This window comes from Chryseobacterium sp. ON_d1 (assembly GCF_006829085.1).
Lineage (GTDB): Bacteria > Bacteroidota > Bacteroidia > Flavobacteriales > Weeksellaceae > Chryseobacterium.
Genome location: NZ_BJTC01000011.1, coordinates 1 through 17,225, shown reverse-complemented (window position 1 = coordinate 17,225; position 17,225 = coordinate 1). Strand labels below are relative to the sequence as shown.

General features: G+C 38.0%; 14 protein-coding genes. 8 read left to right on the top strand and 6 right to left on the bottom strand.

The window, feature by feature from the left end; all coding sequences use genetic code 11:
- Window positions 1–96: 96 nt before the first annotated feature.
- The 5 genes from CRS_RS17140 to mfd all read right to left on the bottom strand — a co-directional run bounded on the left by CRS_RS17140 (window position 97) and on the right by mfd (window position 7,259).
- On the bottom strand, window positions 97–972 hold the full coding sequence (locus tag CRS_RS17140) for a hypothetical protein (RefSeq protein ID WP_142725236.1): 876 nt from the start codon (window positions 970–972) through the stop codon (window positions 97–99).
- Window positions 973–1,124: 152 nt separating this feature from the next.
- Window positions 1,125–1,862, bottom strand: a complete 738-nt coding sequence (locus CRS_RS17135) for a hypothetical protein (RefSeq protein WP_142725235.1) — start codon at window positions 1,860–1,862, stop codon at window positions 1,125–1,127.
- Between the two features lie 7 nt (window positions 1,863–1,869).
- Window positions 1,870–2,697: a hypothetical protein gene (locus CRS_RS17130; RefSeq protein ID WP_142725234.1), complete on the bottom strand. Its 828-nt coding sequence runs from the start codon at window positions 2,695–2,697 to the stop codon at window positions 1,870–1,872.
- Complete coding sequence (locus CRS_RS17125; protein ID WP_142725233.1) at window positions 2,697–3,518, bottom strand: hypothetical protein; 822 nt, start codon at window positions 3,516–3,518, stop codon at window positions 2,697–2,699. The genes CRS_RS17130 and CRS_RS17125 overlap by 1 nt, the downstream gene beginning before the upstream one ends.
- 372 nt (window positions 3,519–3,890) lie before the next feature.
- Window positions 3,891–7,259, bottom strand: a complete 3,369-nt coding sequence (gene mfd, locus CRS_RS17120; protein WP_142725232.1) for a transcription-repair coupling factor — start codon at window positions 7,257–7,259, stop codon at window positions 3,891–3,893.
- Window positions 7,260–7,511: 252 nt separating this feature from the next.
- Here mfd and CRS_RS17115 point away from each other — a divergent pair, with 252 nt between their 5' ends.
- The 8 genes from CRS_RS17115 to CRS_RS17080 all read left to right on the top strand — a co-directional run bounded on the left by CRS_RS17115 (window position 7,512) and on the right by CRS_RS17080 (window position 17,068).
- Window positions 7,512–7,907, top strand: a complete 396-nt coding sequence (locus CRS_RS17115) for a hypothetical protein (RefSeq protein ID WP_142725231.1) — start codon at window positions 7,512–7,514, stop codon at window positions 7,905–7,907.
- A gap of 181 nt (window positions 7,908–8,088) precedes the next feature.
- A complete protein-coding gene (locus CRS_RS17110) occupies window positions 8,089–8,385 on the top strand; it encodes a hypothetical protein (RefSeq protein ID WP_142725230.1) in 297 nt (98 codons plus the stop codon).
- A gap of 135 nt (window positions 8,386–8,520) precedes the next feature.
- Window positions 8,521–10,020, top strand: coding sequence for a GH3 auxin-responsive promoter family protein (locus CRS_RS17105; protein WP_142725229.1), 1,500 nt, complete (start codon window positions 8,521–8,523; stop codon window positions 10,018–10,020).
- A gap of 69 nt (window positions 10,021–10,089) precedes the next feature.
- Entirely contained in the window at window positions 10,090–10,452 is a 363-nt protein-coding gene (locus CRS_RS17100; protein ID WP_142725228.1) for a hypothetical protein, read from the top strand.
- A gap of 92 nt (window positions 10,453–10,544) precedes the next feature.
- Window positions 10,545–11,780 (top strand): MFS transporter, encoded by a 1,236-nt coding sequence (locus CRS_RS17095; RefSeq protein WP_142725227.1) that lies wholly within the window; start codon window positions 10,545–10,547, stop codon window positions 11,778–11,780.
- Window positions 11,781–12,083: 303 nt separating this feature from the next.
- The gene (locus tag CRS_RS17090; RefSeq protein WP_142725226.1) at window positions 12,084–12,695 is read left to right on the top strand and encodes a hypothetical protein; all 612 of its coding nucleotides are present in this window, start codon (window positions 12,084–12,086) and stop codon (window positions 12,693–12,695) included.
- A 27-nt stretch (window positions 12,696–12,722) separates the two neighbouring features.
- Window positions 12,723–14,819, top strand: a complete 2,097-nt coding sequence (locus CRS_RS17085) for a T9SS type B sorting domain-containing protein (protein ID WP_308463716.1) — start codon at window positions 12,723–12,725, stop codon at window positions 14,817–14,819.
- 101 nt (window positions 14,820–14,920) lie between these two features.
- Window positions 14,921–17,068 carry a T9SS type B sorting domain-containing protein gene (locus CRS_RS17080; RefSeq protein WP_142725224.1) on the top strand — a complete coding sequence of 716 codons (2,148 nt, stop codon included), beginning with the start codon at window positions 14,921–14,923 and terminating at the stop codon, window positions 17,066–17,068.
- Window positions 17,069–17,130: 62 nt separating this feature from the next.
- Here the strand turns inward: CRS_RS17080 and CRS_RS24840 are convergent, their stop codons facing one another.
- Window positions 17,131–17,223, bottom strand: a complete 93-nt coding sequence (locus tag CRS_RS24840) for an IS3 family transposase (RefSeq protein WP_373995763.1) — start codon at window positions 17,221–17,223, stop codon at window positions 17,131–17,133.
- Between the last annotated feature and the right edge of the window lie 2 nt (window positions 17,224–17,225).

Genomic DNA, 17,225 nt, shown 5'->3' with positions numbered 1-17,225 from the left:
CTTGTAATTGATTATTTTTTTGACAAATATAATTTTTTTTTGCCTAAAAATTGTATTATTATTTATATTCCGGTAAGATTAATAACTATATTTCTCCTATAAATTTTTATAGGTAAAAGTTAGGTTCTGATTTTTTTCAACAGTTACATACCCCTGATTATCATAAGAATAACTTTGAGCTGTATTAACAGGAGTAGCTGGTGATGGCAATTCTATAAACATCGAAGTAGGATTGTTTGGAGATATTTTATAGAAGTTAGCCGGATTCATAAGGCTTCGTGTGATAAAATAAACCGAAGGAAGCGTAGAATAAGGGCTTTTCTGAGCATCATAATTTTGAAAGCTGTATTTGCTTACTACTGCTGTAGTCATATTCGGGTTTCCATTGATATCCAGAATACCCTTGGAACAAACTACCTGAATAACATTATCACCGTTATACACAAAACTATAGTCTATAAATCTGTTGTAGGCACTTATTCCTCCTTCTTTTCTCTTTTCAAGAATTTTGGTAAGCTTATTGGTCGTTGCATTATAGGTAAATGCATAATCACTTACCACTGAGACGGATGGAGTTGCACCGGTTGCAGTAGAACTTGCATTATAAATTCTTTTGCCTGTGGCATCAGGGACAATATTAAATTCATATACGAGACTGGAAGATGCTGAACTCACATATTTTACTTTCGTAATATTATTGTTGGTATATGTTACTGTTCCAGTAAAATAAGCACTTCCGGAAGCGAATTCATCTTTAGATACAGCAGTTTGCAAATCTCCTGATCCTGCTGCAGTAATATACTCTTCCTGAGAAACATTATTGGAACTCACCTTTGTCAAAACTTTTTTAGGTGGTGGACCATCATCCGGATTAGGAATGGATTCTGTAGGGTCTGAGGTTGTATTACATGCTGTCAGCAGCCCAAGAAAAGCAATACCGGCAAACATTTTTAAAAAATAGTTTTTTACCATATAGAATTTTTTTAGCTTGTCCAAATATAATTCAATTTTCAATAATACACTTCACTTTATCTGAACAAATTCACAAGAAATAGACTTAATAAACAAAAAAAATCTAAAAACATAACGTTTTTAGATTTCCAATTATTGTATTATTATGAAAATTAATAAGGTTGCAATATAGAAGTGGTCAAAACCGACTGTGACATATCACTGTTCAGATTATCTGTATTAACCGCTCTTCCAACACCAAGCGTGTTACTTGAAATTGCTCTTTTAATACAGGCTACTTTTACACTGTAATTGTTTTTAGGTGTAAGATTCGCCAGTGTGGCATTAAGATTAAAAATCTTGTAAGTTCCGGCATCTCCAAGCAATACATCTGTTCTTACTGCTCTCAGCTTGTCATCCACAAATACCCCACAGGCAAAACTCGCAGAATTTGTTCCTGTTTTCTGTACGGTAGTCTGGAATGAGAAGGTCGCTTTATTATTACTGTTGGTGATAGAAAATAAATCAACCGCACCAGGAATTACAGTCCAGCCACCTGTCAGTGCCTCTCCTTCAGTATAGGGATTTGTTGATCCGTTAGCTCCTGAAAAGCTCACTCCGGTCTGGTCTGCCACTGTATTAATTGAAAATACAGACATACTCCCCTGGCCGTCTGCAATTTTGATTGCTTTCCAGTCGTTCGTACCCAGATCTGTATTATTATGCAGAATATCTCCTGCTGCGCCGGCAGATCCTTTCAACAGATCAGTACCTCCTGTTCTTAATTCTTTTGCGATATTAAGATCCCCATTTACATCCAGCATATTGCTGGGCGTTGGAGTATTAATACCCACCTGAGCATTGGCGATACCTGCTACCAGCAGAGAGGTTATCAATATTATTTTTTTCATGATCTGCTTAATTTATAATTGGGTTAAACACCTCCGGAACTTCATATACATCCACCTTAAGAGATGACTGTGAAATGAAGCTGTTGATATTGGTATATACATTGGTCCCTATTGTCAGCGCATTTCCTGATCCTGTAGCTCCATAAGAGCCTAATCTTGTACACGCTACACTTACTGTATGATCTCCTTTCGCAAGATTCTCTACAATTCCTATCTGGGTATGGGTAAGGAAAGGATATGAAGTGGTAATTGCCTTTAAGTTTCTCTGTCTCAGATTCACCAGCTTATTATCCACAAAAATACCACACGCATAGTCTATTGAATTATCTGTTCCTCCCGCTGCGCCAAAATCTGCCTGTACAACTGTTTCAAACTGGAAGTAAGCTTTACTCTGAGTACTGAATACTTTGATCACCTGTGAAAGCCCATCTATTTTTTTGAAATTGGTAAGACTGCTGAGATCTTTTCCTTTGGTAAAAGTGGCACCTCTTGAAGTGAAGCCCACCGTAGAATTCTCGGAAGAACTGAATGTAACTCCAACTTTATCAGAAAAAGAATTGTTATATATCAGGTAAAACTTATTGGGCTCATATTCCGGAATACGCAGTGATTTCCAGATTGGAGCATATCCCTCTCCCTGAGAAACCAGAAGTTGGTCGTTATTTCCCTGAAATACAGAATTGTCAGTAGCATTAAGAACCGCAATTTTACCTCTGAAATTGACATCTCCGTTGACGTCCAGTTTTGCATTAGGGGTATCTGTTTTTATTCCCACCTGAGCCGCTGCCCAAAGTCCCGTGGTACAAAGCAGCGTTGATAATAGTTTTTTCATCATTAGTTGTTTTTATAGCTCACGTATTCGATAAGGTCCATTTTCATGGTAGATTCTAAAGTAAATGCACTGGAAGTTCCGTTTGAACCCTGTGCATTACGCCCGATAGCAAATTGCGAGCCGGCATTTGAGGTATCAATCTTTCTGCATGCAATTTCAATTGTATGCACTCCAATCGGAACATTTTGTTCGGTATAGTTAAGAGTAAAAATATAATCCTGGAGACCATTTTTCCCGCTATTATTGTTAGAAGCAATTCTATCCGGGCGTACCGCTACCAGCAGACCGTTTCTGAAAACGCCACATGCAAATCTGACACTTTCAGAAGTAGTGGCAACAGGTGCTTTAATCTCAACCCCTGTCTGAAACTGATAAGTAAGTCTGTTTTTTCCGTTTTTAACAGTAAAACTATTTTGAAGGCCATCGATCTTCACCCATTTGCCTTTGGTAAGATCGATAAGCTTATCACCAACACTGTTTACAAGAATACCATCTCCTGCAACATTATCAGAAAGTGATATAATACCCGTTTGATCCGACGACAGATAAGAATTGATCAGCTTATACTGTCCCTCTTCCATAAAGGAAACATTCAATGATTTCCACACAGGAGGCAATCCCTCACCCTGAGAAACCAAAACCTGGCCGTTCAACCCGGCATCTCCAGCCTGCGTTGAAGTTCCGCCTACTCTAAGTTCTTTTCTTAAGGTGGTCTTTCCATTCACATCAAGAACAGATTTAGGTTTTGCAGTACCTATTCCCACCTGTGCGTTGGCATAGAATGAAAGAAGTCCAGCCGCGCAGCAATATATAATTTTTTTCATAATAAGGACTGCAAAGGTACACAATGAAGTCCAAAAAATTCCAGTTATATATCCATAAACCTATAGAAATAAACACATTACAATATAGAATTAATCACATCTAAAAGTAGAATTATTTCTACATAACTCCACTTTTCATTTACTAAATAAAACATATTATGCTCCAAACCCTTACTGTACGGGAACTTACAAGTTTTTATTACTCATCAGAATGTGATTTTAACACCACAAAAAGGGCCTTAATTCTCCCCGAGAGGAATATTCCAAAATAAAAACATGATAACAATCACAAAAAAACGTATAAAAATTTAAGGCTTTTATACGTTTTTCACGATTTTTATAAAGTTGTCCCTAAAGAACAAAAAGTAAAATTTAATTATGTTCAATAATGGCTTTCAGCAGTAGATTTACCTCATCAACATTTTTAACCTTTTCCTTCCTCATCATCAGCTGGTTGCCTTCTTTTCCTGACTTCTCTTTCAGCTGAGCCTCAGCAGGATTGCGGGTCAGATAATTGATAATATGTCTGAATCTATCGGTCTGATAGAATTTATCCTGAGGATTCCCCGGAAAGTATCCTAAAAAGACGCCGTTTTTCATTACAATCTTCTCAAAACCAATATCAGCAGCCAGCCATTTCAGGGACACACTCTTCAGAAGATTAACAGCTTCTTTCGGCAGTGCCCCAAAACGGTCGATCAATTCCAGCTCAAACTGATGAAGATCTGCTTCATTGTTGATCTCTGCAATTTTCTGATACAGCAGCAGCCTTTCTTCCGTATTGGAGATATATGAATCCGGGAGCATCAGTTCCAAATCCGTATCGATATTAACCTCTTTCACGGATTTAAAAAGCTTCTGACGATCTTCTTCATTTTCAAAAAGGTTTTCAAAATCAGCATCATCTTTTAATTCTTCCAATGCTTCCTGCATCAGTTTCTGATACGTTTCAAAACCCATCTCATTGATAAATCCACTCTGCTCAGCTCCCAGAAGATCACCTGCTCCCCTTATCTCAAGATCTTTCATTGCAATCTGGAATCCACTTCCCAGATCTGAAAACTGTTCAATAGCCTCCAAACGTTTTCTGGCATCCGAAGTCATCATATCATAAGGAGGTGTGATCAGATAACAAAACGCTTTCCGGTTGCTTCGTCCCACCCTTCCTCTCATCTGGTGAAGGTCTGCCATTCCGAACCGATGTGCATCATTGATAAAAATAGTATTCGCATTCGGCACATCTACACCACTTTCCACAATGGTGGTAGATACAAGGACATCATATTTTCCTTCCATAAAATCCAGGACATTCTTTTCCAGCTGTTTTCCCTCCATCTGTCCATGTCCCGTAATCACTCTTGCATCGGGAACCAGTCTCTGAATAAGCCCTGCAATATCTTTCAGATTCTCAATTCTGTTATTGATAAAATATACCTGCCCATCTCTCTGAAGCTCGTATGAAACAGCATCACGAAGAATTTCTTCATTGAATCCTATCAACTGCGTATCCACAGGCTGTCTGTTAGGAGGTGGTGTTTTGATTACAGACAAATCCCTGGCAGCCATCAATGAAAACTGCAGGGTTCTTGGAATAGGAGTAGCTGTAAGAGTAAGGGTATCCACATTATTTTTTAAGGTCTTCAACTTATCCTTTACTGAAACTCCGAATTTATGCTCTTCATCAATAATCAGCAATCCAAGGTCTTTAAATTTCACAGAGCTGCTTACCAACTGATGTGTTCCAATGATAATATCTACTTTTCCATTCTTCAGATCTTCTAAAGTCTCTGATTTTTGTTTGGCCGTCCTGAATCTGTTGACATAAGAGACATTTACCGGAAAATCTTTAAGCCTTTCCTTAAAACTTCTGTAATGCTGAAAAGCCAGAATAGTTGTAGGCACTAATACGGCAACCTGCTTGCCATCAGTAGCCGCTTTAAATGCAGCCCTGATTGCAACTTCTGTTTTTCCGAAACCTACATCACCACAAACCAGCCTGTCCATCACTGTATCAGCTTCCATATCTTTTTTTACATCTATGGTAGCCTTTTCCTGATCCGGAGTATCTTCATAAATAAAGCTGGCTTCCAATTCGTTCTGCAGATAGGAATCCGGTGTATACGCAAAACCTTTTGCCGTTTTTCTCTGGGCATACAGTTTAATAAGGTCAAAAGCAATCTGCTTAACTTTAGCTTTTGTTTTCTGCTTTAAAGATTTCCAGGTTGGAGATCCGAGTTTACTCAAAACAACTTCTTTTCCATCCGGGCCGTTGTATTTTGAAATCTTATGTAAAGAGTGAATACTCACATACAGCAGGTCACCGTTTTTATAAGTCAATTTGAAACATTCCTGGATTTTGCCATCATTATTTACCTTTACCAGGCCCATAAACTTCCCAATTCCATGATCGATATGAGCGATATAGTCACCGATCTTCAGAGACATCAGATCTTTCAGGGTAAGCTGTTCAGATTTTGCAAAAGTATTTTTAGCTTTATATCTCTGATAACGGTCAAAAATCTGGTGATCTGTATAGACCATCAGTTTGTGACCATGATCTACAAACCCTTCGTGAAGTTCAGATTTAAAGCTTTTAAAGGGAAGTTCATGCTCAAGTTCTTCAAAAATAGACTCCAGCCTTTCTTTCTGTTTTTCTGTTGAAAAGGAAATCCAGGTATCAAATCCATTATTCTGTTTTTCCTCAATATCTTCAATCAGCAGTTCAAAGTTTTTATGAAAAGAAGGCTGTGGGAGCTGGTCCATTCTGACCTCAGTAAATTCCTTCAATCCTTCAATCATTACTCCTCCAAAATCAACTGTCCTGAATTTTTTATAATCGAACAGAAACTCCTGATCAGAAATAAAAAGTTCCTGTGGAGTCCTGTGTGCAATATCCTTACTTAACGTTTCATATTTCTCCAGAGACTTTTCATAAAAAGTCCTTATTTTCTGCATTCCCACCATTCCGTTTTTTGAAACTACAAAGCTTTCATTAGACAGTAACTGCAGCAGTGATACCCTGGTTCCTGTCACTGAAAAATTCATATTGGAAACCAATTGAAAATCCTTTACCTTATCTACCGAAAGCTGGGTTTCAATATCAAATGTTTTGATGCTTTCCACTTCATTTCCGAAGAACGTAATCCTGTATGGTTTTTCATATGAATAGGAAAACACATCTACAATTCCTCCTCTTACAGAAAATTCGCCTGGCTCAGAAACGAAATCAGCCTGTTGGAAATGATAATGATTAAGCAGCTCATCTACAAAATCAAAATCCAGCTGATCACCTACTTTAATATGATGAGAAATCGCCTTAAAATCTTCTTTTTTTAAAACCTTTTCAGATAGAGCGCCGGCATAGGCAACTATCACTCTGGGAGACCTTCCGGAATTGATTTTATTTAAAACCTCCGTTCTTAAAACCAAGTTTGCATTCTGTGTTTTCTCGACCTGATACGGCTCAAGATGGGTTGCCGGAAAGTACAGCACTTTATCTTTACCAAGAAGGTCTTCCATCTCAGTATTGGCATATAATGCATCTTCCTTATCATCTACGAGATAAAGAATATTTTTTTTCTGAACCAAAAAAAGTTCAGCCACAAAAATAGAGACTGAAGATCCGGCACTTCCTTTTACAGCAATATGCTGATTATTTTCTAGCTGAGTAAAAATTTCTTTTCCAAACTCTTTCTGCAACAGGTCTGGAAGGAACTTTTCATTGATGGATTTTAACTGCATATAGTAGTGGTATAAACGACAGAAGCGATTTCGGGAGTTTTCCGAAACCGTTTAGGAGATACAAAGATACTGATATTTTTTTCTCTGCTTATATAATATGATCCTTTCAGATTTAGAAATGAAATACTTAGCCAAAAAAAATAAATCTTAATTTTTTACAATTTTATTTAATAACCCGTTAAAAAAAATTAATTATTCCCACATGGCACAGTGTTTGGGATCCTTATGTTACCAAACATTAAGAATAGTATTATGAAAAAAGCAATTAAAATTTTAGGACTTATGATGCTGTTGGTATTTACAGCATTATCTTTTTCGTCGTGCAGCAAAGATGATGATCCTGTAAACAATGAATTTTTTGCAGGAACTTACAAGGGAAGTGTTTCTTATAATGACGGAGGCTCCACCAATATCAGCACAGATAACGGAAGTGTATTTGTGACAAAGATCGCCAGCGGCACCAAGTATAATTTTGCCTTCTCAAACAGTATTCCCGATCTTAACGGAATAGAGTTTAATCAGGAAGGGGATCATACGCTTGTAATGATTGGTTCTACAGCAACCTCTTATATCAGAATTGATAACAACACGTTAAAAATCTTATTTGCAAAAGACGGCAAAACGTGGACAGCCAACTGTACACGTTAGATGTGTCTATTTATATATTATGCAAGCCTGTCTTCATCCTTTGAAGGCAGGCTTTTTAACTGTAAATGAAAAGCTTTAATCTTTTTTTAAGCTGTAATAAACTTTAGTTAAGTTTGAAAATACCATTTTTTTAGCCTGGTTTTTGTATATCTTTATTCAACAAAAACAAACAATCATTCTTATGAAAAAATTATTATCTGCAATGTCATTAATCTTAGGGTTAGGACTTGCCACTGCACAGCAGACTGCTCCCGCTAAAAGCACAACAGCACATCCACCTGTAAAAGCAACTACTGCAAAGGCTGCTAAACCGGCAGAAGTAAAAGCTGCCAAACCGGCAATGGATGCAAAAGCAGCGAAGCCTGCACAACCGGCTGCCAAAATGAAAAAAGACGGAACTCCGGATAAAAGATATAAAGAAAACAAACACCTGAAAAAAGACGGGACTCCTGATAAAAGGTACAAGGAGAATAAATAAGCACAACATTAACATATAGTTGTTATTTTCATAATCAAATTTCGAAAAGCCGGTGGAACATGTTCCATCGGTTTTTTTATGTGAAGCCTTGTAAAAAATGATTCCAGATTCTGTACTTATTTATAAATTTGACCCATGTTAAACTTCTTCAAGAAAAATGCAGCACTGATCTGGGCAAAAAAGCATGTCCAAAAAGCGGAAGATTTCAAAAAAAATGCAGGAAAAGACCAGGAAGACCTGTTACTTTCTCTGGTAAATACAGCTCAAAAAACACTTTTCGGGCGTGAGCATGATTTTGAAAACATCCATTCTGTAAAAGAATTTCAGGACAGAGTTCCTGTAGCCGACTATGAAGATCTGAAACCTTATATTGAAAGAGTAAAAAAAGGACAGGCTAATATTCTCTGGACAGAAACCCCGGAATATTTTGCCAAAACTTCAGGAACGACTTCCGGATCCAAATACATCCCTATCTCTAAAGAAGGAATGCCTTTTCAGGTTGGCGGAGCTCAAAGTGCCCTTTTCCATTATATCAGCAAAAAGAACAATGCTGATTTCGTAAACGGGAAAATGATTTTTCTGCAGGGCAGCCCTGAACTGGAAGAAATATTTGGAATAAAAACAGGGCGATTGTCCGGTATTGTAGCCCATCATATCCCTAACTATCTTCAAAAAAACCGCCTGCCAAGCTGGGAAACCAATATCATAGAGGATTGGGAAACCAAAGTTGACAAGATCATTGAAGAAACAGAACGTGAAAATATGACGTTGATCTCCGGTATTCCTCCATGGCTTATCATGTATTTTGAGAAGTTAACGGAAAAACATGGTAAAAAGATCAAGCAGCTCTTCCCTAATCTTCAGCTTATCGTCACCGGTGGAGTCAATTATGAACCGTACCGTGATAAGATGGAAGAACTATTGGGCGGCAAGGTCGATATTATTCAGACTTTCCCTGCCTCTGAAGGTTTTTTTGCTTTTCAGGATGATTACACCAAAGAAGGACTCCTGCTGCTGACCAATCACGGGATTTTCTATGAATTCATTCCTTTGGAAGAATATGGCAAACCAGGAGCAAGAAGATTAACATTAAAAGACATTGAACTTCATAAAGATTACGCGCTGATCCTTACCACCAACTCCGGATTGTGGGCTTATTCCATTGGAGATGTTGTAAGGTTTATCAGCAAGGATCCTTACAGGATTTTGGTAAGTGGCAGAACAAAACATTTTACTTCAGCTTTTGGAGAACACGTGATTGCTTTTGAGGTGGAAGAAGCGATGAAAGCTGCCATTGAAAAATATCCGGCACAGATTACAGAATTTCATCTTGCACCACAAGTAAACCCATCTGAAGGACTTCCTTATCATGAATGGCTGATTGAGTTTGAAAAAGAACCGGAGCATCTGGAAGCATTCAGAGAAGAGCTGGATCAGCAGCTTCGGGCGAGAAATACGTATTATAACGATCTGATTTCGGGAAATATCCTGCAGAAACTGCAGATCACAAGACTGAAAAAGAATGCTTTTCACGAATATGCCAAATCCCAGGGAAAACTGGGAGGCCAAAATAAGACTCCAAGATTGGCGAATGACAGAAAGATTGCAGATCTCTTAGAAATTTACAAACTTTAATCATATTTTTTCAATTCCAAAAACGTATATTCGAAAAAAATTATAAATTTGAAAAACTAAAAGAAAATAATGAAAGCATCTGTACTGTTGAAATCATCTTTATTAACATCTTTATTTGTTATTACGTCTTGCGCTACGACAAAATACAGCGAGGATATTTCAAAAAACAACTACTCCAATCTTGAAGCCGGAAAAATCTACAAAGTAACAATGAGAGACGGATCTCCGAAGCAGACCATCTTATTCAGAAATATCGTTGGAGACAACCTTGTAGGTACAGCTGGTAAAAAAGACAGCACAGAAGTCATTATCCCTAAAGCAAAAGTAGCCGCTGTGAAAGACAGGAGGAAGGCAAGGATTGCTGCAGGAGCTACTATCATTGGAGCAGCAGGAGTTGCTGCCATCGTATTGAGTTCTACCAGAGCTGACTAAAATAGATTTTATCTTTCGGGATATATTTACGATATCTTTTAAAAATCAACATATGAATAGTCCTAAATAAATTTTTAGGACTATTTTTGTTCATGATTTCCTTTACCCCGTTACAGACATTACAAAATGTTGAGTTCAGAAATCTTCTCACCGGGAGATTTTTTATTGTTTTAGCTTTCAGAATGCTTGCCACATTATTAGGATGGTGGGTGTACCAGTTAACAAAAGATCCTTTTTCAATAGGTCTTATTGGCCTTTCAGAAGTAATTCCTGCAGTAAGCTGTGCCCTGTATGCAGGACACGTTATTGATATGAATGAAAAAAAGAAACTGCTTCTTACCTGCAATTATGCTTATATTTTTCTGATCGGACTGTTACTGATTCCCGCTTTCTTTAATGTGGAAATGCATTTTACAGGTCATCAGATCACTTATTTTATTTATGGGGTGATATTTTTCACAGGAATAGCAAGAGCTTTTATCGGCCCTATTGTTCCTTCCATGATTCCTAAAATTGTAAAGAAAGAGAACCTCCCCAATGCCGTAACTCTCAATCAGGCTACATTTCTTATTTCTTCTGTGTGCGGACACGCTATAGGCGGACTCCTCATAGGATACATTGGAGTAAAATGGACTCTAGTTGTTATTCTATCTTTGATATTCGTTGCTTCTTTATTTTTCTGGCAACTTAACAAGCAGTATTCGGAATACAAAAAGGAAACGGTGAATGTCGTTGAAAGCATGCGTGAAGGAATTTCCTATATTTTTAAGACCAAAGAAATTTTAGGTGCTTTATGCCTTGACATGTTTGCGGTACTCTTTGGTGGCGCTGTAGCCATGATTCCTGTTTTTGCCACAGATATTTTAAATTCCGGAGCTGAAGGTTTCGGCCTGCTCAATGCAGCCTCTGATATCGGATCCATGTGCATCATTACAGTTTTATCAATTGTTCCTCTTCGGAAAAATCAAGGGAAAATACTTCTTGCTGTGGTAACCGGATTCGGGCTTTGCATCATAGGCTTTGGCTTATCCAAAATTTATTGGCTTTCTTTTATGTTCCTTGTGATGAGCGGGATGCTTGACGGAATCTCTGTGGTAATACGCGGAACGATTGTACAGCTGAAAACACCTGATCATATAAGAGGGAGGGTTCTCAGTGTGAATTCAATATTTATCATGTCCAGCAACGAAATGGGACAGTTCGAAAGCGGACTCATGGCTAAATTACTTGGAGTAGTACGATCTGTAGTCTTTGGAGGATGTATGACTGTGTTAGTAGCATTACTGGTGGGAAGCACCAATCCTAAGCTGAGAAAAATGCAATATTAACTTATTATTTATCAGTTCATTTAAATTTAACACGAAACAAATCGTAATTCGAAATACTTAAAATCAGAATAGATCATTTTCTATTCTGATTTTTCTTTTATACCTGCTTTTTATAACAAAAAAAGAGAATTAAATTCTAAATATTCAGACAAATAACCAATATCTTTACCATCTTCATATAATCGCACATGAAAAATAAAATACATTATTAAAAACCAATACATTAGTTTCATTAAATATATCTTAAAATCTTTAATTTAACGTTAATAATTTTTTATATTTGCTTCTATAAAATATCCCCCTATGACTAAACTTTTACTAATTTTAAGCTTTTTCATTGTAAACTGCTGGGTTTCGGCCCAAGCCTTCACTGACAAAGTGCTAACCCAAGCCGTACTGCAGCTCAATGCATCCAAAACAGCTAGTGATTACGACAATGTCTTCAGTAAATTTTCAGGAGCAAAAACTTCAGAAACCTGGCAGGCCAATTATTATGCCGCTGTTGCATTATACCTTAAAAATGAAACCCTGCTAAAGAAAGCACCCGGAGCCAGCCTTACGGATGACAATGCTTTAGCCAGAAAAATAGCAGCGGGAGCATGGACTGCGCAAAGAGATAACGCTGAGATCAACATATTATTAGGTTTACTGTATGTTCAGAAAATGCAGATTGACGGTTCTCAAAGCAGCCAGCCTGATCAGAATGTCATCTCTCAAAGTATAGCTAAGGCTGAAACCAGTGCTGTTAACAACCCGAGACTGGCGATTCTTCAGGCAAAGATCAAAGAAAAATCAGGTGATAAAACTAATGCCGACATTTTATACCGTAAAGCTTTAAGCGAATTTTCCAACCCAAACGCTTCAGACAGCAAATCTCCAACTTGGGGAAAGCAATTGATCCCTTCTGTTCAATAATCTGAAGATAAAATTAAAATGATCAACATGAAAAAATATCTACTCGTTTTTCTATTTTTCGTAGCTCAAATGGCTTTTGCACAGCAGGACTGTGCTACTGCCATACCGATATGCAGCGATGCAGCGATTTCTCTTAAGCCTAACGGATGGGGAAATATTAAAGAAGGCCAGGTAGGCTGCCTTGGCCCTAATGGGGAGAGTAATTCCATATGGCTTACTTTCAGCATAGAAACAGCCGGAACACTGACGTTTTTAGTAACTCCTACAGGCCCCACTGCCGTAGGTATAGACTATGATTTTGCTCTGTATGGCCCGAATCATAACTGCGCCAATACAACAGCCACTCCATTGAGATGTTCTTATGCCGGTGTTAATGCAAGCATCATCAACCCTACCGGCCTTAATATGACTTCTACAGATACGACTGAAGGAGGAGGGGGTGATGGTTTTGTAAAATATATTGATGTACTTCCCGGACAGGTTTATCATCTTCTTTTAAATAATTACTCTATAGACATTGCTCCATTTACCTTAACGTTTGGCGGAACAGCTAAGCTTCTTACTCCGTTTGACCACAATTCGGCACAGGTTTATCAGCCAAATCCGTTTTTACAGCCTGGTCCTACCCAAAACGGAGAGATCCCGGTATGTGGTAAAATTGTCAACTATGATTTCTCTACATTTTCCTCACAGATCTTAAACGGCAACCCAAATTTTGCAGTAAAATACTATGCTTCAGCAACAGATGCCCTGGATGATAATAATCCTATTACCGCACCTACGAATATCAATGTAGCTACAACTTATACATATGCAATCAGCTATGTTGATCCCAACAGCCCGACCAGCTTCTTAAATCAGTGCAGAGAATATGGACAGATAAAATTTCTTGATAAATCTTTCACACTAAACCCTGCTACCCTTACCTCTTGCAGCAATAACAATTCAGGCACTGCAATGTATGATCTATCTACAGCAACTGTAGGGGCGGCTCCCAATCATATATTAAAGTATTATCCTTCAATGTATGACCTTAATAACGGAACCAACGAGATTACCAATCCTTACATGTATGTTTCTGCAGAAGGCTCAGTTTTTGTAAAAGCGATCAACGAATTTGGATGTACAGCGTCAGCTGAAATTACACTTAAATTCTACCCTTTGGTTACAGCAACAGACGCTTCATTAAGATCCTGCTTTATAGAATCAAACCCGTCTACGGCTTTATTCAATCTGGCAAATGCTCCGGTCACGAGTCCTACAGGAACGACAACCAAAAGATATTTCCCATCGCTGACAGATGCAATAGATGCAACAAATGAAATTTTAGGATTTAATAATTATATTGCACCCAATGGATTTGTATACGTTAGAGTATCAGACACCCGCGGATGCTATACTGTTGCAAAAATTACTTTAACAGTAATTCCACCTGTGACATCAAGTGTACTGAAAGACAAGGTCATCTGCATGGAGGACACCACAACTCTTGATGCCGGAGCAGGTTTCAGCAGTTACGAGTGGAGCACAGGAGCAACTACCCAGTCAATCAAAAATGTAGGGGTAGGAGTCTACTGGGTAAAACTGAAAACAGGAGAGTGTATCGCAACACAGAAAGTTACCGTATATCCTTCTGAACAGCCTGTAGTAACCAATATTGATGTTTCCAACACAACGCTTACGATAAATGTTATAGGAGGAACACCGGATTATCAGTACTCAATGGACAAAATCACATGGCAGAACTCCAATACATTTACCAATATTGCCAGAGGCACTTATAAAGTATATGTAAAAGATGCATATGACTGTGATCCTATTGAAGTTACTGTAGTAGTTCCAAACCTTATAAATATGATTACTCCGAATGGAGATGGTGTAAACGATGTTGTAGATTATTCTGCTATGGCAGACAAACAAAATCTTGTATTAAGTATCTTTGACAGATATGGAACAAAAATCCATCAGGGAGATAAATCAAACGGATACAAATGGGACGGAACCATTGCCGGCAAGAAGATCCCTACAGGTACTTACTGGTACTCTGTAACATGGAATGAAAACGACAAAAAGAATACTCCTTTCAAGTTTTCAGGATGGATTGTTGTAAAAAACAGAGAATAAACCCTTATTATAAGAAAAGCCGCTTTGGCGGCTTTTTCTTTTACAAATTATGATAAAAATTTATTGATCTTTAATTTTGTTTAACGAAAATAGTTTTAACAATGAAAAAAATATTACTTCTTTTTATTTTATTGATAACGCAAATGGCCTATTCACAGTCAGACTGTGTCACAGCAATCCCTATCTGTGGTAACTCTGACATCTCTTACACCCCTTCAGGCCCGGGGAATATTATAGAAATTCTTAATCAAAACGGGGGATGCCTCAGCACCAATGAAAGATATACTGTATGGTATACTTTCACCATATCTACACCAGGCACCCTTGCATTTAAAATAAAACCAAATGACCAGGGTGATGATTATGATTTTGCAGTTTATGGTCCCACAACAAACGGATGTACTTCTTTACAGAATTCAGCTCACGTCTTTGTACAGCCAATAAGATGTAACTATAGCGGAACTCCCGGAGACACAGGATTGGATCTTACTCTTGCCCCGCCTGCAGTATTTCCTACCAACCCTCCAGGCACTACAGCCAGTATGAACAATGGCAAATGGAGTCCTTATATGGATGTATTGGTAGGTCAAACGTATTATCTGGTTATTGACAACTTCAGTAGATCGGTTAATGGATTTTCCTTAGAATGGTCTGGTACTGCAAGCTTAAGCTCAGCATTCAACGATCCAACTCTGGCTCCATATCCATTCATTACTCCAGGAATTCCAGGAACTAATCCAAATGATCCAAGCCAGGTAATGGTTTGCTCATTACCTACCCAGTTTGATTTTACAACACTTACTGCCTCTATCATCAATGGAAACAGCTCGAATTTCAAGGTTACTTACCACAAAACAACCAATGATGCCCTTACAGGCGCAAGCCCTCTTACCGTAGCAACAGTAGACGGAACCACTACATACTATTACAGAATTGTATATCAGGATCCTACTAATCCAAGTAATCCTAACAACGGATGTTTCATAACCGGGAAATTTAAGTTTGTCAATGTAGGTATTTCAGCAAATACCGCCACTTTATATTCTTGTAACAACAACGGAGCCGGTACGGCAAAATATAACCTAACAACAGCCAACGTATTTGGACCAGGCGGAGCAACAATCAAGTATTATGCTACCGCTGCTGATATGAATGCAGACATCAATGAAATCACTGACCCTGCTAACTATATTTCTCAGGAAGCAACGGTCTATGTAAAAGTGATTTCTTCTTTTGGATGTATCGCAACGACTACAATCAAACTGCTATTCTATCCTGCAGTAGTTTTAAAAGATGCTGTTATTCAGAACTGCTATATTGACAATGATGTAAACCGTTCAACTTTTGATCTTTCTAAAGCTGATATCGGAGTACCTGTTCCTACCCCTACCGGAACTATTATTAAATATTACACTACTGTAGCTGATGCCAAAGCTCAGACCAATCCTATTGCTACACCACTAAATTATCTTTCAGAAAGCAAAACGGTATTTGCAAGAGTAGACAATGACAAGCAGTGTTATTCCATTGCCAAGATAGATCTGAAAGTATTACCTCCTGTAAAATCAGCTGTATTGAAAGATAAAACGATTTGTGCTGAAGCCAAAACAACACTGGATGCCGGACCTGGTTTTGTCAGCTACGAATGGAGCACTGGTGAAACTACACAATCTATCAGCAACGTAGGAGTTGGGGCATATTGGGTAAAACTTCAGACAGGAAAATGCTTCACTCTTCAGGAGGTACGCGTACATGCGAGTGTTCAGCCAGTAATATCAGGAATAGAAATAACAAACAATACTATCGCTGTTACCGCTACAGGAGGAGTCCCTCCTTACAAATATTCTGTAGACGGTGTCAACTGGCAGGATTCAAATACATTCACAGGACTTCCGAGAGGTGAAAATACAGTATATGTAAAAGATACTTACAACTGTACACCAACTCAGGTAATCATTACGGTTCCGAACCTTATTAATGCCATCACTCCGAACGGGGATAATGTAAATGACGTTATCGATTACTCTGCGCTGGCATACAAGAAAAATCTAGTCTTTATAGTATATGACAGATATGGAAACAAACTTCATGAAGCCAAAAGAATAAACAACTTTACATGGGACGGAACTGCATTTGGAAAGAAAATTCCAACAGGAACCTACTGGTATACCATCTCATGGAATGAAAACAATAAAAACAGTACTGAAACCAAATATTCAGGATGGGTATTGGTAAAAAATAAAGAATAAGCTTTATCAGACCTTCTAAAAAAATCACCCCAGATAGACTGCACCCAAAAGTTTAGACAAAATTAAACAATATTATTATATGAAAGAGTTCGGTACTGTACCGGACTCTTTCCTTTTAGATTAAGTCTTATCCTGTCGTTATTGTAATAATTGATAT